The following is a 19,630-nucleotide window of genomic DNA, read 5'->3' on the forward strand; positions in this document are numbered from 1 at the left end:
ACCTCTAATGACGATTTTAAACTAAATAAACCAAGGAAATCACATTCTCACCGTTATGAACCCGGATGACATGATTCTCGGGATCATGGCGAATCACGCCATCCCCCACTTCCATAACCGGATCCGAATCAAGTCCGTAAAAGATGTCGTCCGCCAGCGTCTGCAGGCAGTCCACCTGTTCGGAGGGCTCCAAATCCTGCCAATCGGATGCTTTCATATCAAAAAATTCATGGATTCTGGTCAATTGTCCAAGTGCTCGAACCAAATCATTCAGAATATCGGAATATTCTCTTCCGTGTTTGACACCCATCCTTTTACCGCCTTTCCATCTAACCGTTCATAGCTCCACTTTACCACATTCCTCACTGGAAATCAGGCGCGCTACTCAGCCGTTAAGGATATAAAGATTATAGTCCGCATAAGTTATGGAAATGGGCAATTTCGGGAAAAATCTGTTACTATGTAAAGAGGAAAGTACGCTCGGAGGGTAGAAACGCACAGATGCTGAAACTGCAAATTCCCAAAAACAGAATGAGTTACCTGATGAAGCAGGTCCAGCAGCTTTACGATGCCGTGATTCTGGAGCGAGGCTGGAACTACTACCACAAAGGTCAGGTTACGAGCGTCCAGCTTAAAGGAATAACCATCGAAGCTCTTGTCAAAGGAACCCAAACGTATGAAGTCGTAATTGACCTTGAACATTTTCCCAATAGTGAATGCAGTTGCCCCCATGAAGGATTGTGCAAGCATATTGCGGCAGCTTTTTTCTATTTGTATACGCCTTATGGCCGCCCGGAGATGCTTCTGCAGCAATTGAAACACGCCATTCTAACCCGCAGGAAGAGTAAGGGCGCCCCGCCCACTCCTTCGGAAAAGAAAACAGTCATACCCGCCAAGCCGAATGAAAATGAACTGCCGCAAGAATGGAATCGTTTTTTCGACGGAAAATTTCACGGCTTTTCGATTTCCCATCAGCATTCGATTGAGACCTTCTATGAATCCGCGCTGGCGACGCTGCCCGCTTATGCGGATGACTGGAAAAGCTCTCGAGAGAAACTGTATAGACTTCATATTATACTGTTCATCATGCGAAAGATCGAGCAGTTTTACCAAGATACCAAGAGCTCTTACTTGTCGTATTATCATGAAAGCGGCTGTAAAGCGGCTGCCGAGAACAGCCTGGAGAAGCTGGTTCAAGTTTTAGAGGAAATCGATCCGAATACGACATTTGATGCCGACTCTGATCATTGGCTTACTACACTTGAGATGCTCGGCGATATGTCCCTGCATGGGAAGGACAGCCCGATTAACTGGCTTTTCGTTTACCGTTGTTTGTGGTGGGGTATTACCGGGAAGTCCGCTTGGAATAAAAAAGAAAAGCAGCGTTTGGAAATGCTTTTGGACAAGAAGGATTTATTAAACCGCAGAAGAGATATCCTCACCATTGCAAGAGCTCACTTTGACGTAATGGAAGGCAAGATGGATACCGCCTTGGAGCGGCTGGCCGCTCTGCATACCAGACATGCAGCGGATTTCTTTATATATTTAAAGCATGATGACCAGCTGGAGCAGTGGGAGGACATGTTGGTTTGGCTGAGATGGCTGCTTCCCTCTATTCCCAAAGCCACCCATGAGGATTTTCGTACCTTTTGCCAATATTGGATGGACGCCGCAAAGCATGTGGATTCCGATGCAGAATGGGTTCAGGTGATGGAGTCGCTGCTACCCAGATCTTACTATTATTACACGGCCTATCTGCTGCAGACCCACCGTTACAAGCAATGGGTCGATCTCCAGATGGCCAACCGGATTTCTCCGCTAAGCCTCTACGCCTTAGAGCTTCGCGCGATCGAGGAGCATGATCCGGGCCTCCTGCTTCCGCTGTATCATCAAGCTGCAGAACGAGCCATTTTGGAAAAAAATAGAGCTTCTTATAAAACAGCCGTACGATTGCTGAAAAAGCTGAATGGCTATTATAAATGGCTCAAGCTGGAAGACCGATGGGAACAATACATCTATCGCTTGTCGGATAAGTTCTCTCGATTACGTGCTTTTCAGGAAGAGCTGAAGAAAGGAAAATGGATTCGATGATCGAAACCAGCACACTCACGGTTCATGCCGCCCCTATGCCGAGCGGAGCTTTATTTCTGTGGGGGACCCGCGCGAATGGCGGTATCTGGGATGCTTTGGACCTCAAGCATATATTGCTCGCCTGGTATCAACCCTCTTTCTATGGAACCTTTGTTGAAACCAGTGATTGGGGCCACCGCGAAGGGATTGAGCTGCAACCGCTGGATGCGCTGGAGTATTTCAGCGATCCGGCACCTGTTCAGCATTTGAAGGTGGCGTGGGACGGCAATGCACAAGATTTTATCCGTTTGGCTCCAGCTGTCAAGGCAGCGCTTGCCTCAGGCGAATTCATGCCGGATTACGAGAAGTGGAAAGCTGGGGAAATAGGCTGGAAGCTCAAGCTGCCGCAGGAGCTCCAAAGTCTGGAGACATCTGCGACACGCCTTTGGATTGACGCCTTGATCCCGGAATGGGTCGATGAAGACGGTGTGATGAAGGACAATTTGCGTCAGCTGGAAAGAGCCTATCCGCTCATGCATTCAGGCGAGATTCCCGCTGACCTGTGGCTCGATGAGGAGGATTGGCTCGTCGCCATCGGCTGGCGGCATGATCCTACGCCGATGCGGACGTGCTTGCAGCTGGTCGAGCCTGACGGCGAATCCGGCTGGCAGCTGAAGCTGCTCCTGCAGGACCGGCAGCATAAGGACGTGCTGCGCCGGGTCACGCTGGAGGCGGAGCCTGCCGAGGGCGAGCTGCCGCTGCCGGAGCACTGGCTGCCCGAGCTGGAGCGCGTGCAGCGCGACATCGGGCGCTTTCTGCGCATCCTGCCCTGGCTGGATGCGGCAGAGCCCTGCGATGGCGATGCGCGCGGAGCTGCCGACGAGGCGGCGACCGGGCGGCGCGTCGGGAAAGGCGCGGACGACCGGGCTGAACCCGGCGTCGACGGCAGGGGAAGCCTCCGCACGGAGCTGACGGAGGCAGAGGCTTGGCGCTTCCTCACGGAGGGAAGCGCAAGGCTGGTTGAGGCCGGGACGTCTGTGTTTCTCCCGGCCTGGTGGGAGCGCATCAGCAAGCTGCGGCCGAAGCTGCGGGCCCAAATCAAGTCGTCCGTGGGCTCCGCCCGGGAGTCGATGTTTGGACTAGGCCAGCTGATGCAGTTTGACTGGAAGCTGGCCTTGGGGGATTTGGTGCTGTCGGAGGAAGAATTCCGGCAGCTCCTGGACGAGAAGCGCCGCCTGGTGCAGATTCGCGGCCACTGGATCCAGCTGGACCCGCAGTTTATGGCGCAGGTCGAGCAGGTCCTGAAGAAGGTGCAGAAGAAGAAGGGACTCTCCTTCCGCGATATTCTGGAGTTCCATTTCGCCGGGGAGGCTGGCGGCATTCTGCCTGCCGATCTGGATCCCGATTCCGAACGGAGACTCGAAATGGAAGTGGAGCTGAGCGAGCAGCTGCATCACATGATCGAACAGCTTACCCAAACCTCCTCGATCCCTCCGATGGAGCCGCCGGATTCCTTCCAAGGCTCGCTGCGTCATTATCAGATCGCCGGGATCTCTTGGCTCTTGTTTTTACGGCGATTCGGTCTGGGCGGATGCCTCGCCGATGATATGGGGCTGGGCAAAACGATCCAGTGGATCACCTACCTGCTCACGGTCAAGGAGCAAGAGCAGCCGGAAACTCCATCTCTCCTGATTTGTCCGACCTCTGTTCTGGGCAATTGGCAGATGGAGCTGAAACGATTCGCGCCGTCGCTTCAGGTGCATCTGCATTATGGACCGCAGCGATTTAAAGGCAACGACTTTAAGAATTCTGTGTCAGGTATGGATTTGATCCTGACCTCCTATACATTATCGCATCTCGATGAAGCTGAGCTAAGCAGCGTAGCATGGAATTCCATCTGCCTGGACGAGGCGCAAAATATCAAGAACGCTTATACCAAGCAAGCCTCGGCGATACGACGACTTGAAGGCAGTCATCGCATCGCGCTCACGGGAACACCCATTGAGAATCGGCTCACCGAGCTTTGGTCGATTTTTGATTTTGCCAATCCCGGCTACCTCGGCTCGATTCGGGAATTCACGCACCGCTATGTCCATGCGATCGAAAAGACGCAGGACACGGAAATCATCGGCAAGGTGCAGAAGATGATTCGCCCTTTCCTGCTCCGCCGCGTCAAGAAGGACCCGGCGATTCAGCTCGACCTGCCGGAAAAGAACGAGTCGAAGACCTTCGTTTCGCTCACAGCCGAGCAAGGGTCGCTCTACGAGAACTACATTCAGGACATGTTCGATCGGCTGGATAAGCTCTCTCCCATGGAGCGGCGCGGGCTCATCCTCTCTGCCCTGACCAAGCTGAAGCAGGTGTGCAACCACCCTGCTTTGCTGCTCAAGGAAGGGCCTAACGCTCCGTGGAGCGGGCGTTCGAACAAGCTGGAGCGCCTGCTCGAAATGGTGCAGGAGCTCCGCCAGGAAGGCGACAAATGCCTGATTTTCACGCAATTTGTCGAGACCGGACATCTGCTGCAATCCGTCCTGCAGCGAGAGCTCGCGGAACCCGTGCTGTTCCTGCACGGTGGCTCCTCGAAAGCGGCGCGCGACGAAATGATCGCGCATTTTCAGGAGGCTTCGCTTCCTCCGGAGGAGCAGCGGTCGGTCTTTATCCTCTCGCTCAAGGCGGGAGGAATCGGCCTTAACCTCACAGCCGCTAACCATGTCTTCCACTATGATCGCTGGTGGAACCCGGCTGTGGAAAATCAGGCGACGGATCGCGCTTTCCGCATCGGGCAAACGCGCCACGTTCAGGTGCATAAGTTCGTGACCCTCGGCACGCTGGAGGAGCGCATCGATGAAATGATCGAGCGCAAGCTGGGACTCAGTGAACAGATTGTCGGCAGCGGCGAGAACTGGATTACCGAGCTTTCCACCGAGGATCTGCATGATCTATTCACCCTTCGCAAGGAATGGGTCGAGGTTTAATGTCTATGCAAAAGCCAAACAGGATACACGGAAGTCCGTGTGGCTTCCTGCTTGGCTTTTTTCCTGCTCATTTTTGCAGGATTTACCTGTGTGGTGTCGAAATTACTAGTTTGTCATTTGACACTGGCAAAGCCAGGAGACTCGCATGTAAATCACGAGATCGCTCTCATCCGAAGATAAATAACCAAGAAAGGTGTTGAAGCAAGTGGCACAGATCGAGTCCGTCAGTGTTCCGCCGCCACAATCCCGCAAAGCTTGGGCCATGTTCCTTTCTCTACCCATTTTTTCATGGGCCATGTACGATTTCGCAAATACGATTTTCTCTTCCAATGTAACTACTGTATTTTTCCCGCTTTATTTCTCGGAGGCCATTGGAACGAATGAATCGATGAACCAGATCGCGAGTACCTTCATTACTTATGCCACCGCCTTTGCAAGTCTTCTGCTTGTCCTGTTCTCGCCTTTATACGGGATCATGATTGACCGCACTGGACGCAAGAAAACATATCTGCTGCCTTTCACATGGCTCTGCATTGGATCAACCCTGATCATGGGAGCCTCTTCTCTTTGGTCCACCGACCAGCTGTGGTTTGGGATGAATGCCTCTATCATGGGGACACTGCTGTTTTTCGTGCTGGCTCAATTTTTTTACAGCTCTTGCCTCGTTTTCTATGATTCCATGATCTCCGATCTGGGCAATGCGCGCGAGCTTCCCGTGATTTCCGGATTCGGGGTATCTGTCGGTTATATCGGGACTTTGGCAGGCTTGGTGGCATTCATCTTTGTTGGCAAAAACCATTTTGAGAATACTTTTATTCCCAGCGCTCTTATGTTCTTGATCTTCTCCCTTCCCATCATGCTGCTATATAAGGAAAAGCCCGCCAAACAGGCGGACTCCGGCAAATCTTTTCTTAGCGGCTATAAGGAAATCTGGCAGACCTTCAAAGAGGCACGAATGTACCGTCCGGCTTTTGTGTTCATGTTTGCCTATTTCTTCTTTAATGATGCCATCAGCACAGCGATTGCGGTCATGGCTGTTTATGCCAAAACGGTAATGGGCTTTACAACAAGCCAATTTATTTTGCTGTACCTGGTGTCGACGGTGTTCAGCATCATTGGTTCATTCATCTTTGGATACATAACTCGTTTCATTGGCGCCAAGAAGGCTGTAACCTCAGTGGCGGCTTTGCTTATCGTAGCTGTTGCGATTGCGACCTTCGCCCCAAGTCAGAGCATTTTCTGGATTGCCGGCGGTTTATACGGGATTGCCATGGGTGCCATGTGGGTGACTTCACGCACGCTGATTGTTCAGCTTACGCCGCCTGAAAAGCGCGGACAATTTTTCGGGCTCTATGCGTTCTCAGGGAAGATATCCGCTATTGTCGGACCTACACTCTATGGCTCTATTACCTGGGCCCTTGCAAGCAGCGGCAATCTGGCAAGCCGAGTAGCTTTAGGCTCTTTGATGCTGTTGGTCGTGATCGGATTGATTATTCATATGCGTGTGCCTGGCGGGGACTCCGTTGTTCATAAATAAAGCTCATGATAATCGTAAGCCGTCACGACATAAAAACCGCAAGACTCATAGAGCCCTAGGGCTCTTTCGTTTTCTACAGCAACTTCCAACGCAATTTGCACGTCAGGCTCCATGCTGCGCATTGATTGAATCGTCTGCGCTAAAATCTGACGCCCGTAGCCCTTACCGCGGTATTCGGCCAGCACCGTGAAACCGTATATAAATCCGGCAGCTTCAATGAGCTGAGCGCCTATTTTTCCAATAGGTACCTCTCCCAGCTCTGCGATGTAGGTTTTATCTCCCTTGCCATTCAAACTTACGGCGACATATTCCCGCACATCCTGCTCACTCATGGAGAATCCCGACATATTAAGCCGCACAAGCAGTTCAGTATCGGGTTGACCCGCCTCGCGAATTCGGATGCCTTCATGAGACAAGTTCGCTTGAGATGCTGTCGTATCCGATGCTGTCTGCGCCTGACTTTCCAGTGGTGCCATCATCTCCATGCGATACTCCGAGAAGGAATACGCCGCGCCCAACGCATCCAGAAAAGCTTTACCGCTAGCCGAGGTGCGCGGACAAATGAAGATCAGCTTCGGAATCGATCTCCTCCTGCAAGCTTTCACAGCCGCATCGGTTAATTCCTGAAAAATCCCCCTGCGGCGATAATCCGGGTGAACCATCCCGCTGATTTCCGCTTCCTTGGAGTTAAAGCTATAAATGCCGAGAAAACCGATCAAGACGTTATTTTTGTAATATAAAAAATCATTATTCAGCTCTACGGACCGCTCTCGCAGCATGTCCCAATTCAGCTTCAGCCTGATTGCATCAGACTGGTTGCAAAGCAGCGACAGTCTTTTGATCTCACTCAGTTCCTTCTCGGTTAAGCCGTAACATGGCTTGATTCCATCTTTCATCTTAAAAACCTCCTGCTTGCAGCGGCTGTGCTTTTTATATATACGCAAAGCCATTATACTAGAATGCTTCATCCAGAGGTTAGTCATAATTTAATTAAAGACAAATTATCGGGAATGGCACGCAGGAAAAATTATGCTAATATACTAGAAGTAGTCCTATTTAACCATTGGTAGATACATAGTCGATCGGAGTGAACACCAAGTGAATGCCATGAGAAAGACATTGATGCTTATCTTTGCCGGGCTGGGCACACTGGTGGGTGTTTTTCTGCTGAGTAATCTCAATGAGGCTTTTATGAACTATTCGCCCGAGCTGCTCAAAGTTACCCATCGTTCTAATGTTGATCTGAAAGCCCTTACGGTGAAATATCCGGAGTTAACCGTCGAGGATACCGAGAAGGACATTATTCGCACTCCTTATGGAAAATCCTTATGGTTTGCTACCCAGCTGCCTTCGATTTCCGGAGTTATTAGAGCCAATCTCATCCCTATCGAACCTGCCTTCTCTATGAAAAAATACGTTTTTGAGCTTAAGCAGAAGCTTGAGCATTACAGCCGGGGGGACTTCGGTACCTCAGGCGGCTATGGCAGCACTAAAGGTATTTTGTTCAAGGATCAATTGAAGAAAATGATTCCGCGCACGTTAACCTACCTCCTTCCAGGACTGCTGTTCTCAATTCTACTGGGAGTCGGGTTTTCTCTGCTGGCTTTCATGCGCAAATCACTCGGCAAGCTGATCGATGGGATTCATATGCTGCTTATGGGTCTGCCGGATTTTTTCGTCATCGTCCTTATACAGCTCATCGCTGTTTATGCATCCAGACTTACGGATAAACGAGTGATATTGATCATTCAAGTGGGGAATGAGGTTCCATTCCTAATCCCTTTTTTGGCGATCACCCTCATCCCGGCTGTACTGATCTATGGAACCATGCGAACGGCGATTGGACGGGAAATGGCCCAAGCCTATGTGGTTACGGCCTATGCCAAGGGGCTCGGCCGATCCCGGGTGCTGCTCCGCCATGTGTTTCGCAACGTGCTGGAGGATTTGTTGGCCATAATGCCAAAGGCAACCACTATCGCTGTCTCCAGCATGGCGGTTGCGGAAGTGCTCTGCAATATTGTCGGGGTAGGCGGATACATCATCCGTCCCTTCTATCAGGATGTAAGTGCGCTCCCTCTGATGTGCACGCTGCTGGCTGTCTTCACCATCTCCCTTCACGGAATATTTGCGCTGATTCGCAAGCTTCTTGTCGTGAATACCAGTGAGGTGGCGTAAATGAACAAATATACATATTCCTATAAGCTGGCTTGGACACTGGTCATCATTCTCTTGCTTACCGCCCTGATCGGAGGCTTCATCAAGCCTCATCCCATAGATCCCGCTCACAAAATCGGTCTTATCGCCAATCCGGATCCACACGGCTTATCCATGATTAAACCGCCTTTTGCGCCTAACTCCACCTTCGGGTTGGGTACCGATCATCGAGGCTATGATATGCTGAGCTTAATTTTAAACGGGATGAAATATACGCTTGGCTATGCCTTATTTATTACTTTTGCCCGTTTTTTACTCGCACTGCCGGTGGGACTCTGGGTAGGTGCAGCCGGGAAAGGACGCCAAGCTTTATCCACCTTGCAATGGATTTCTTCGTCTGTGCCGCCGATCTTATTTATTTTTCCGCCCTTAATGGGGATATATGCAGGTCTTGGCCTGGATAGAGGACTGCCGATGAGCGATCCTCGCCAAATCGGGTTCAGTCTCACTTTCCTGATCATGGTGATCGGAATCGGCATTTTTCCGTTGGGCCACCTGGTTAATGAACGAGCCCGTTTTTACAATGACAAGCTGTACGTTACATCATCTCAGGTCATGGGTGGATCTCTTTGGCATCGGATTCGGCGGCATTTGCTGCCCAATATGCGGGCCGAGCTGCTATTTGCCTTTCTAGCCGAGTATGTGCAGATTCTTTTCCTGATGGGACAGCTCGCTGTCTTGGGCATTTTTCTGGGCGGGGGCGAGACCTTGACGTGGGATGATGGATATGTAATCAGCATAACCACCACTGGGGAATGGACCTCACTGATCGCATACGGCGGTAATACGAAGATGATTCGTCTCTATCCTTGGGTTATCGTAAGTGCAGGAGCCTTTTATACAGCGTCAATACTGATCCTTCAGTTCTTTCTCTCTCAATTGAAAAAGAAGCAGCGGACTTCGTTGAAGTAGAGTAGGCTAATTCAGTGCCGTGATGGGCCACCTTAAATGGTTAAATTTTACCAGCTTTACTGTGTTAGGTATAATCGATGCTTCTTCAAAAGTTATTTGATCTTTCCCTCAACTAGCTGCCTCTTACCTAACAAGTATCCAAAAAGGGCCGCCAAAATCTGCTGAAAAAGTATACCCGAAATGACGGGAAGCGCAACAGGAGCCGGGAAGTACTGAACGGCCAGTACTGCGCCCGCGCTTAAATTCCGCATCCCCGAGTTGAAAATAGCGGTGACCGTAAAATCCCGGTCCCATCGAAACCATCTGGATATCGCCCAACCCGCCAAATAACCCATCATTGTCGTTACTAGTGTCACAATAATAATCATCATAAGTTTCCCGTTGAACTGTTTCAAATACGGCGCTACAAGCGAGCTGTTGATCGCGACAACAACAAACAAACCGATTTTGGAAAAGGGAGCCAGCGTTGCTCCCCAAGTTTTTTTAATCCTGCCCTTCGTCATCTGATTCAGAGCCATACCGATCAACGACGGAATAACCACCATCCATAATAGCCCTTTCATAATCGCCCATACGTCCATTTGAACTTTAGCCCCTACCCACAGATTAAGACTGGCAGGAACGATAAGAGGCGAAAGCAAAGTATCAAGCAAAATCAACGATAAGGTAAGAGGTATATTTCCTTTATATATAGAAACCCATACCACGCTTACCACTCCGGTCGGAATAACAAAGAGCAAAATGTACCCGGTCTCAGTATACAAATCGTTGGGGAACAGTACATGTCCTGCTGTCCAACCTACGAAAGGCATTACGATATGCAGAATTACAAATAGGCAAATAATCGGCTTCGGATGAGTCATTACTTTGACCAAATCCTTAAAGCTCGAGCCAAGACTGCCTGAAAATGTCATCACTGCAAATATCCAAGGGACAAAACCGGCATAGCTATTCAGCCAATAGGTTCCGACAACTCCGATCAGTACTCCGGTAGGAGTAAGCAGAGGCATGACCTTCTCAAGCCCTTTGTTCAAGCGAATCAACATGGTACCCCTCATCCTGTTCCTTCCTTCGATATCATCCAATCAAGTGTTTCTTTAATTGCATCCTCCAGTTTTAACTGCGGCTTATATCCGGTTACTTGAGTTAAACGCGACGTGTCATAAATTCGGTGCCTCGCGTAATGGACATCGTTAGGTTTATGCTGCAAAAAGGTATGAAGAAGCACGGAACTGAATTGAAGCTCCACGCCTAGCAACCCGGCAACGATCTCATAATACCGCTTAGCCGTTACCGCATCCGGTCCGGTAAAGTTAAAAATATGGCCGAAGCTCTGCTCCATCCCGGCAATATGTGCGATGCAGTTCGCGATCTCGCGAGTCCACACCGGCTGGATAAGCATCTGTCCTTCGTTTAGCAGCTTAAGTCCCTCCCCACTACGGATTTTGGCTAATAGCCCAGTGTCCCGACCGAGAACCTGGTCGCTGCCGAGCTCCTTTCCCGCACCCAAAATGTGCGGCGGCCGAAGAACCGTCGCCGGAAACCTCCCACTATCCCAGGCATCCAGAAGCAACCGCTCACAATCAAGCTTCCCCGCCGCATATGCTGTGTCGCGCTGCGTCGCAGCCGATTCCGTAATTGGAAATGCCATCTGCTTGTTGGATGCGTATACATAATCGGTGCTTATGAAAACGTAGTGTCCGCAACGTCCTTTCAAGCTATGTAAAGCGTTCGCCGCATCGGGCTCATTGTAGCCGGCGCAATCAACGACCAGGTCATAATGACGACCTTCCAATGCCGCCTGCAACTTCTCAGGAACGGAACGATCTGCCAGAATAACGGTGCCACCCTGAGTAACAGGCTTATTGCCTCTGCTGAGCACGTGGGTGTCCCAGCCGTCCCTTGTCAGTTGTGCAGTAATCGCGCTGCCGAGAAATCCGCTGCCGCCGATGATAAGTGCGAGTTTTCCCATAGTCTCACCTCTTGGTTAATGTTGTAAAAATACTTCTCATTTTAAAAATATATCATTAAACAGAATGTCATAGCTAGCCTGCGTACAGTAAGTTATGAGAGCTAATCACAGATTAAGCGCACGATAGCAGTAGGGGCATTTATGCTGCGCCAAGCCACGATTAGCACTAGAGGATACCAAAGTGTCAGTTCCTGATTATTAGTAAAACATCCGAATAAACAAATTATTAGGTAGTTTTCTATTGCATTGCTTTTGTATTAAGTAATTTTATTCCCATAGCAATAAAAATAATTCCTGTTAGCTTATTTATAACCGTTTCAAATTTTGAATTTCCTCTTAGTTTGTTAGTAGCCATAGAAGAAAAATAAGCTGTGATTAGACACCATATTCCCCCAGTCAAAGTAAACGTAAGACCTAAGATAATAAAAGGAATTGGACTGATAACACCCGCACTATGAATAAATTGAGGGAGAAATGCTAAGAAGAATAAAGCAACTTTCGGGTTTGTGACATTCGTTATCATACCTTGTAAAAATATTTTTTTATTGTCTTGTTTTGGTAAGGATTTCTGCTCCTTTGCTGTCTTCTTTGCCAGTAACATCTTAATACCTAAATAAGCTAGATAAATTGCTCCTATAATCTTAATCACGTCAAATAAAAAAGCCGATTGCATTAAAATAACCGATAATCCAAAGGCAGCAAGCAATGTGTGAACAACAACACCAGCAGAAATTCCAAGAGCCGAATAAATCCCTGCCGTTCTGCCCTGTGAAATACTTCTGTTTACTATATACATGGTATCTGTACCAGGAGTTAAATTCAGCAGAATAGCTGTTAGTAAAAATACTTCAAAATTTATTATACCGTACACTTTAGACCTCCTTCTAATTAAATGGAATGTTCTGTTCTATTGCAGGATTACTTCCATTAAACCAGCTATCTAATTGTCTGATACCATCCTTCGAAAAATGATATGCCGAATAATACGTTTTTGTAATTGGACACGCTCCAAAATTAACAAGAGTTTTCGTTATAAGTTCCTTTACACCATCACGATTGTAATCAAAGAAGGTAAAAGCAGGAGTAATCGTTAAAATCAATTCCAATTCTGTCTGCCCACTCTCTTTCTGAGTCTTAGCGAAAGCTAAATAAGTTTTTGCTTCGGACAAATCGCTCACCTTCGCTTTGGTCACCTAAAATTTAACTTCACATGTTTTCCACATTTTACAATTTGCTCACCATTTTGTCACCATAAATTTTACCATCGGTTAAATAAAAAAGCCCATATGTTTGGAATTGTTCATTTACCATATTCGTACAGCAAGTCTACCTTGTTGGGCTATGAGAATCCTACTGCAAGATTATAGTTTATTATTCAAATTGTTTGTTTCATATATCAGCAAAGTCCCGTGATCGTCATCCGGACATCATAAAGCCGCAGCTCTTGACTGGCGTTCTCCATGAACACCGGATTACGGTAATCATGTGTCCTTGCGGACCATTCATCTTATTAATAATCTTTTGTCGGTAATGATTAAACCAATTATGATATATTAGAAATCAGCAAATATAGAACTTTATTTTTATTGGGAGGTACCTTTATGTTAAAAGGAAAAACAGCGCTGATTACCGGTTCGGCAACCGGCATCGGCCGGGAGATTGCGCTTCGTCTGGCGAGGGAAGGAGTCCATGTTACGATTAATTATTCAAAATCGGAGAAGGAAGCGCTTGAAACGCAGCGGGAGGTTGAAGCTTTAGGCGTACAAAGTCTGTTGTATAAAGCAACGGTCGCCGATGACCTGCAGGTGAGGCAAATGGTGAAAGAAACGATAAACAAATTCGGAAGCCTGGATATTTTGGTCAACAATGCCGGCGTCACGGATTTTGTGAAGCATGATGATTTGGAAGGGCTCAAGGAAGAACATTGGGACCGGGTGATGGATGTCAACGTCAAAGGTCTGTTTTTCTGCTGCAGGGCAGCCGCAGCTGAATTGAAGAGGCAAAAGGGTTGCATCGTCAACATTACTTCCATTGCAGGAATGACCGGTCTGGGCAGCTCAATCGCGTATGCCGCTTCCAAGGCCGCTGCTATCAGCGTGACGAAGTCGCTGGCCCGCGTTATGGCTCCGGAAGTTCGCGTGAACGGCATAGCGCCCGGGATTGTGCAGACGCGTTGGGTAGCTGGACAGGACGATCATATTAAACGCCTTGCGGAAGGTACCCCGCTGGGAAGGGTAGCTACTCCAGAGGATGTTGCCGAAGTCGCGTATTCTTTGATTGTGCATTCGCAATTTGTGACGGGCCAGACAGTGGTCGTTGATGGCGGAATGTTTATTTAATACCCTAAACATCATTTTTGACCTGATTTAACAATCGCTCGAACTACCCCCTGTAACTATGGACAGATGACCAGTATATACTATTACAAAACTGATCTGGAGCAGGAGGAGTTTTATGTATACTGGATTAACCGGATATCATCCTCAACATTTCCGTATTCATCCGGTTTTAGATCAAATTTTGGAAAGGTGGACTGGGGAACAAAAAGAGACTGTTCATTTGTTAATCAATAAATTTGGTTTACCAAATGAAGCAAGCTGGACAAAAATCATCTGGTATAACAATGGTCCTTGGAAGCGGACGATTGTTCATCTTGATGCAGTCCCTCATAACTTTCCGACACCCCATCTTGATTATTTGGAGCAAACCATTGATTATAAAGTGCCTGTTCAATTTTTTGATGAATTGGCACAGTTTGATGGCAGTTTATATCCAGACCGAACTGCTGGTGAAGCTACAGCTAAATGCGATCAAGAAGCGGCGAATTTTATGGCTTTAAACTTGATGCATGACATCGTTACTGGCAGGCGAAGCGTAGAAGATGCACGTCGTTTTGCAACTGAAATTGAAAAAGGACTTCGATTAAAAGGTCAATCGTCACCTTATTTCGAAAGATTCCTATTCCCAAAACAAAGTCATACTTCAGATCCCGATGTCCGCTATTTTTAAGTCAAATTTGTCAAACAACATATGAATTACGGTCACGCTTTGCAGACAAAGCAGTTTTCGTAGAATTGGTATTTCGGAAAGCCGAATTACGGTTTAATAGCAAAGATTCTCAACCGTTTATAATCCAAAAACCAAGCACCCTCATAAAATAAATCTTTTTGGGTTTTCGTAGCAACTTTTTCAAATACACTGCTTCGTTCGCTTTCCGACAACTCCTTGAAGAAATCATCAGCAAGTCCATCTAACCAGTGATACAGTCCATCCTTACCATCTTTCATTTTTGTTGAGCGGTCGAAATGAACTGCATAAGTTACACGAAAGCCTTGTTCTTCCAGTAAAGTGCTATATTCAGCGATACTTGGGAAATACCAGGGATTTAAAGTGCTAGCATCAATTCCATAATCTACAAACAATACTTCGCTAATTGCCTGAATTATCGTTTCAACATTACCTTTACCACCAAACTCAGCGACAAATCTGCCGTTATTATTCAAGCTATTCCATGCACATGACAACACTTTTTCGGCATTCTTCATCCAATGTAAAGCTGCGTTAGAGAATACAGCATCGAACCGTTCATCAAATGTAAAATCCTCAGCATTGCCATTCTGGATATTTCTTTTGTGCTTTTTCTATCATTGCGTTAGACAAATCCAGACCTGTTACGGCTGCTCCAGTTTTTTTAATTTCAAAAGCTAAATTTCCAGTGCCGCAACCTAAATCGAGAATACTTTCACCTTTTGTTGGGTTTAATAGTTCAACTACACCCTTACCAAATTCGGATACATAACCGAGTTTGTTATCGTACAATTCGGACTTCCAGACATGAACTGAACTCATGATACCATCTCCCAAGTTTTATCTTAGAAGTATTTTCACATTATTCAAACTATAAGTAAAATATATAATATCTATCATCTTTATAGTTTCATCCTATATAGTTTGAATCGCAAACGGCTGCTGATCATTAGATCGGCAGCCGTTACTTCTCTCAGACAATCTCTCCTTCCCAAATAGGTTTACAGATTATTTTTAAACTTCACAGCGGTAGGCTCCCGAATTAGGAGGGCAAGCCGGGGATGTCCCCCAGTTACCCAAACCTCAAGCAAAAAGCCAACCCCGCGCGGTGCGCAGAAGGTTGGTTTTTGTTTACTCCCGGGCAAAGCCCGCCGCCGCCAAAAAGCGGGCAAACGATGCTTGCCCCGAAGCCGTGTGCTTGAATACGCCTGCGTCAAGCAGCACATCAAGGAATTTGGCGCCGACTTCCGCCTGCAGCACAGTATCCGCCTCCTCAGCGGAAAGGCTCGCGCCATGCTTGCCAAGCAGCTGCTCGATCCAACCGGCATGCTTATGCAGCGGATTCGCCGGATTCTCGCGAATCTCGCTTCCAAAGTCGGCCGTGCCTGAAAGCAGCCCTGCGATCTCCGCCAGCTCCTGCTGGAGACGTCCAGGCAGAACCGCAAGCCCCATCACCTCAATCAAGCCGATGTTCTCCTTCTTGATGTGATGCAGCGGATGGTGCGGATGGAAGATGCCATCCGGATGCTCTGCACTCGTCCGATTGTTGCGAAGCACCAAATCGAGCTCGTATTCGCCCTTGGCATTGTTGCGCGCAATCGGTGTAATCGTATTATGCGGGATCCGCTCCCCGCCATTTTCCGTAAAAGCGGCAACTTCCGCCTCGGCATCGCTGTATCCCTTCCAGTCCTCCAGCAGCTTGCCTGCCAGCTTTTCCAGAGATCGCCGGTTAGACCCGTTGAGTCTGAGCACAGACATCGGCCATTTCACCACAGCTGCCTTCACCCCCGGAAAATCTGGGTGTACGAACAGCGTATCCGCATGTGCCTTTTCCATCGGAAATGCATGATGACCGCCTTGAAAGTGGTCATGGTTCAGGATGGACCCGCCGACGATCGGCAAATCCGCATTCGAGCCTATAAAATAATGCGGAAATTGATCCACAAAATCAAGCAGCCTGAAAAACGTGTTTTCCGATATTTTCATCGGGATATGCTGCTGGTGAAAAATGATGCTGTGCTCATTGTAGTACACATAAGGTGAGTATTGAAAATACCAGTATTCACCGTCAAGCTCCAGCGGAATAACCCGCAGATTCTGTCTGGCGGGGTGATCCAGCCGACCTGAGTAACCGACATTGTCTACGCACAGAAGACACTTCGGATAGCTGCTTTGCGGCAGCGTTTTGAGCAGGGCAATTTCCTTCGGATCCTTCTCCGGCTTGGAAAGATTAATTGTCATTTCCAATTCACCATACTCCGTAGGTGCCAGCCAGTAGGCATTTTTACGAATTCGGTCCATACGAATATAGTTGGAGTCGATGGAGAATTGATAAAAAGCGTTCGTTGCCGCTTGGATCCCCTTTAATTTGGCCGTTTGCCAAAATTGATGCACGACCTCGGATGGTCGGGGGATCAGGGCACCCATGATTTTGGCATCCAATAAGTCACGGTAAGTGTTTGTGTTCTCAGGCAGGAGCCCAGCTTCATAAGCATCGTCAAGCAGCAGCTCCAGCAGCTCGACAGGACTGTCCAGCCGCTCTTCCGGCAAGCTGCCTATATAAGGCTCTGCGATACCCAGCAGATCCATAAGGGCATTCCTCGCTGCATATACATCGAGCGGCTCCAGAAAGCCATTTTGTTTAGCGAACTGCAGCAGACGCTCAAGCGTACAGGCTGCACGTTCCGGGATGGTTCCTTTGTGTGTCATGATTTCACCCTCATGTTCGTCCATTACTTGTTGTATCCTCGGGGATGGCTTTGATGCCACTTCCATGCACTCTCAATAATCGCTTCCAGACTGTCGCGTGAAGGCTTCCAGCCGAGCTCCCGTCTGGCACGATCCGACGAAGCGATAAGCTCAGCTGGATCACCTGCACGGCGCGGTTCGATCACAACAGGAATCTCATGTCCGGTAACCTTGCGGGCAATATCGACGACTTCTTTGACCGAGAAGCCTTTGCCGATCCCGAGGTTGTAAATGCTGCTGTCCGCCCCTTGACGCAGCTTCTCAACGGCAAGGACATGGGCTTCCGCCAGGTCGCTGACGTGAATGTAATCACGAATGCAGGTGCCATCCGGTGTAGCGTAATCTTCACCAAAAATGGAGATATGCGTTCTTTGCCCCAAAGCAACCTGCAGGATGATTGGGATCAGATGCGTTTCCGGACTGTGATCCTCGCCGATTTTGCCTCCGATATGGGCGCCTGCAGCATTAAAATAACGCAAGGACACATATTTGATCCCGTGGGCGGTGTCGAACCACTTCATCATTTTTTCCATAGCCAGCTTGGTTTCGCCGTAGGTGTTGGTGGGCTGGGTACGATCGCTTTCGAGAATCGGGATATGCTCAGGCTCACCATAGGTTGCTGCCGTGGAAGAGAATACAATTTTAGCAACACCGTATTGATTCATCTTTTCCAAAAGGCACAGGGTGCCGTAAACATTGTTGTGATAATATTTACCAGGGTCTTTCATGCTCTCGCCGACCAGGGAACTCGCCGCAAAATGAATGACCGCATCGATTGTATTTTCGCTAAAAACCTGATCCAGAAAAGCTCCGTCCCGAAGATCTCCCTCATACAGTTTACCGCCCAATACCGCTTCGCGATGCCCCTGCTGGAGATTATCCACGACGACTACATCTTCACCTTTATCCAAAAGCTCCGCAACCGCATGCGATCCGATATATCCCGCTCCGCCTGTTACCAGTATGGCCATTTACAGTTCCTCCTTTATTTGCTTAACACCGTCGCCAATATCGCAGACGTAAAATTCCGGCGTGAGACCCGTTTGTTCTGTATAAGCTTTGCCAACTTGATACTGGAAGGCACGGACGCTGTCTTCATGCACCAGCGAAACCGTACAACCTCCAAAACCCGCACCCGTCATACGTGAACCGAGAACACCGGGAACTTTGAGCGCTTCCGCTACCATCGTATCGAGCTCTACTCCCGTTACTTCATACAAATCACGAAGCGAGTTGTGTGAACCGACCATCAGCTTGCCGAACGCTTCCAGGTCATTCTCTTGCAGCACCTTCATGGACTGCAGCACGCGATCAATCTCTTCTACAACATGCTGAGCTCTTCGGCGAACTGTTTCATCCGGGATCAGATGCTTGTACGCATTGAATTGCTCCAGTGTAATCTGCCCGAGCAATGTAATGTCGGGGAACTGAGCTTGCAGGTATTTTACCGCCTGCTCACACTGGCTCCTGCGCTCGTTATAAGCGGAATCGACCAGCCCTCTGCGCTTGTTCGTGTTCCCAATGACCAGCTTGTAGCTGCCGCTTTGAAAAGGAACAAGATCATATTCCAGCGTGTCGCACATGAGCAGGATAGCGTGATCCTTCTTGCCGTTCGCCACCGCGAACTGATCCATGATTCCGCAATTTACGCCGACGAATTCATTTTCCGTCTTTTGTGCGAGCAATGCGATCTTAACAGTGTCCGTCGGATAGCCTTCGGAAGCTAGAAGTCCATAGGCGGTTACCACTTCTATAGAAGCAGAGGAAGACAGCCCGGCTCCGTTAGGGATTTCTCCATGGAAGAGCAGATCATAGCCGCGCGTAAGTTCAAAGCCTTGCTTAGCGAGATGCACGATAATCCCTTTAGGGTAATTCATCCAGTCATCCGCTTCATTGTAGATCAGCTCATCTATGGAGATTTGTTTGTGCAGCTTGAAATTCGTTGATGCAAAACCGACCAACCGATCCTGTCGAGGACGAATTAGCATCGTCGTTCCAAAAGTGAGAGCCGCAGGAAATACGTAACCGCCATTATAATCGGTATGCTCACCGATCAAATTGACTCGGCCCGGTGCAAAAAATACCAGAATTTCGGATTCTGAAGCTTCATATCTATCCGTAAATTGCTGTTTCAGTACTTGAAGATCTGCCATTACAGCACCGCCTTTGCAGTAG

16 protein-coding genes and 1 pseudogene are annotated in these 19,630 nt (G+C 48.4%); 7 read left to right on the forward strand and 10 right to left on the reverse strand.

Annotated elements, in window-relative coordinates:
* Positions 1 to 16: 16 nt before the first annotated feature.
* On the reverse strand, positions 17 to 310 hold the full coding sequence (locus BLV33_RS16445; RefSeq protein WP_090794009.1) for a hypothetical protein: 294 nt from the start codon (positions 308 to 310) through the stop codon (positions 17 to 19).
* A 191-nt stretch (positions 311 to 501) separates the two neighbouring features.
* Here BLV33_RS16445 and BLV33_RS16450 point away from each other — a divergent pair, with 191 nt between their 5' ends.
* The 3 genes from BLV33_RS16450 (at position 502) to BLV33_RS16460 (ending at position 6,582) form a co-directional block, all read left to right on the forward strand.
* Positions 502 to 2,091, forward strand: coding sequence for an SWIM zinc finger family protein (locus tag BLV33_RS16450; RefSeq protein ID WP_090794012.1), 1,590 nt, complete (start codon positions 502 to 504; stop codon positions 2,089 to 2,091).
* Complete coding sequence (locus BLV33_RS16455; protein ID WP_171909179.1) at positions 2,079 to 5,045, forward strand: DEAD/DEAH box helicase; 2,967 nt, start codon at positions 2,079 to 2,081, stop codon at positions 5,043 to 5,045. The genes BLV33_RS16450 and BLV33_RS16455 overlap by 13 nt, the downstream gene beginning before the upstream one ends.
* Before the next feature lie 262 nt (positions 5,046 to 5,307).
* Positions 5,308 to 6,582, forward strand: coding sequence for an MFS transporter (locus BLV33_RS16460; RefSeq protein ID WP_090798974.1), 1,275 nt, complete (start codon positions 5,308 to 5,310; stop codon positions 6,580 to 6,582).
* Here the strand turns inward: BLV33_RS16460 and BLV33_RS16465 are convergent.
* The gene (locus tag BLV33_RS16465) at positions 6,573 to 7,478 is read right to left on the reverse strand and encodes a GNAT family N-acetyltransferase (RefSeq protein WP_090794016.1); all 906 of its coding nucleotides are present in this window, start codon (positions 7,476 to 7,478) and stop codon (positions 6,573 to 6,575) included. The genes BLV33_RS16460 and BLV33_RS16465 overlap by 10 nt on opposite strands.
* 211 nt (positions 7,479 to 7,689) lie before the next feature.
* On the opposite strand from BLV33_RS16465, the gene BLV33_RS16470 reads away from it, so the two are divergent.
* Together BLV33_RS16470 and BLV33_RS16475 are read left to right on the forward strand one after the other, a co-directional pair.
* Entirely contained in the window at positions 7,690 to 8,757 is a 1,068-nt protein-coding gene (locus BLV33_RS16470; protein WP_253187245.1) for an ABC transporter permease subunit, read from the forward strand.
* Positions 8,758 to 9,708: an ABC transporter permease subunit gene (locus BLV33_RS16475; RefSeq protein WP_090794022.1), complete on the forward strand. Its 951-nt coding sequence runs from the start codon at positions 8,758 to 8,760 to the stop codon at positions 9,706 to 9,708.
* A 92-nt stretch (positions 9,709 to 9,800) separates the two neighbouring features.
* Here the strand turns inward: BLV33_RS16475 and BLV33_RS16480 are convergent, their stop codons facing one another.
* The 4 genes from BLV33_RS16480 to BLV33_RS16495 all read right to left on the reverse strand — a co-directional run bounded on the left by BLV33_RS16480 (position 9,801) and on the right by BLV33_RS16495 (position 12,849).
* Positions 9,801 to 10,766 (reverse strand): bile acid:sodium symporter family protein, encoded by a 966-nt coding sequence (locus BLV33_RS16480; protein WP_090794025.1) that lies wholly within the window; start codon positions 10,764 to 10,766, stop codon positions 9,801 to 9,803.
* A complete protein-coding gene (locus BLV33_RS16485; protein ID WP_090794028.1) occupies positions 10,763 to 11,680 on the reverse strand; it encodes an NAD-dependent epimerase/dehydratase family protein in 918 nt (305 codons plus the stop codon). The genes BLV33_RS16480 and BLV33_RS16485 overlap by 4 nt, the downstream gene beginning before the upstream one ends.
* 238 nt (positions 11,681 to 11,918) lie before the next feature.
* The gene (locus BLV33_RS16490; RefSeq protein WP_090794031.1) at positions 11,919 to 12,551 is read right to left on the reverse strand and encodes a LysE family translocator; all 633 of its coding nucleotides are present in this window, start codon (positions 12,549 to 12,551) and stop codon (positions 11,919 to 11,921) included.
* 13 nt (positions 12,552 to 12,564) lie between these two features.
* Positions 12,565 to 12,849: a hypothetical protein gene (locus BLV33_RS16495; RefSeq protein ID WP_139305762.1), complete on the reverse strand. Its 285-nt coding sequence runs from the start codon at positions 12,847 to 12,849 to the stop codon at positions 12,565 to 12,567.
* Between the two features lie 432 nt (positions 12,850 to 13,281).
* On the opposite strand from BLV33_RS16495, the gene BLV33_RS16500 reads away from it, so the two are divergent.
* The gene (locus BLV33_RS16500) at positions 13,282 to 14,019 is read left to right on the forward strand and encodes an SDR family NAD(P)-dependent oxidoreductase (RefSeq protein ID WP_090794036.1); all 738 of its coding nucleotides are present in this window, start codon (positions 13,282 to 13,284) and stop codon (positions 14,017 to 14,019) included.
* Between the two features lie 115 nt (positions 14,020 to 14,134).
* Complete coding sequence (locus tag BLV33_RS16505; RefSeq protein ID WP_090794039.1) at positions 14,135 to 14,689, forward strand: hypothetical protein; 555 nt, start codon at positions 14,135 to 14,137, stop codon at positions 14,687 to 14,689.
* A gap of 86 nt (positions 14,690 to 14,775) precedes the next feature.
* Here BLV33_RS16505 and BLV33_RS16510 read toward each other — a convergent pair.
* The 4 genes and pseudogenes from BLV33_RS16510 to BLV33_RS16525 form a co-directional block, all read right to left on the reverse strand.
* Positions 14,776 to 15,529: pseudogene (locus BLV33_RS16510) on the reverse strand (methyltransferase domain-containing protein).
* A 309-nt stretch (positions 15,530 to 15,838) separates the two neighbouring features.
* Positions 15,839 to 17,440 (reverse strand): UDP-glucose--hexose-1-phosphate uridylyltransferase, encoded by a 1,602-nt coding sequence (locus BLV33_RS16515; RefSeq protein ID WP_090794042.1) that lies wholly within the window; start codon positions 17,438 to 17,440, stop codon positions 15,839 to 15,841.
* On the reverse strand, positions 17,440 to 18,426 hold the full coding sequence (gene galE / locus BLV33_RS16520) for a UDP-glucose 4-epimerase GalE (protein WP_090794045.1): 987 nt from the start codon (positions 18,424 to 18,426) through the stop codon (positions 17,440 to 17,442). Before galE ends, BLV33_RS16515 begins: the two co-directional genes overlap by 1 nt.
* Positions 18,427 to 19,608, reverse strand: coding sequence for a galactokinase (locus tag BLV33_RS16525; protein ID WP_090794047.1), 1,182 nt, complete (start codon positions 19,606 to 19,608; stop codon positions 18,427 to 18,429).
* Positions 19,609 to 19,630: the final 22 nt, after the last annotated feature.

The organism is Paenibacillus sp. GP183 (assembly GCF_900104695.1).
In the GTDB taxonomy this organism is placed as follows: domain Bacteria; phylum Bacillota; class Bacilli; order Paenibacillales; family NBRC-103111; genus Paenibacillus_AI.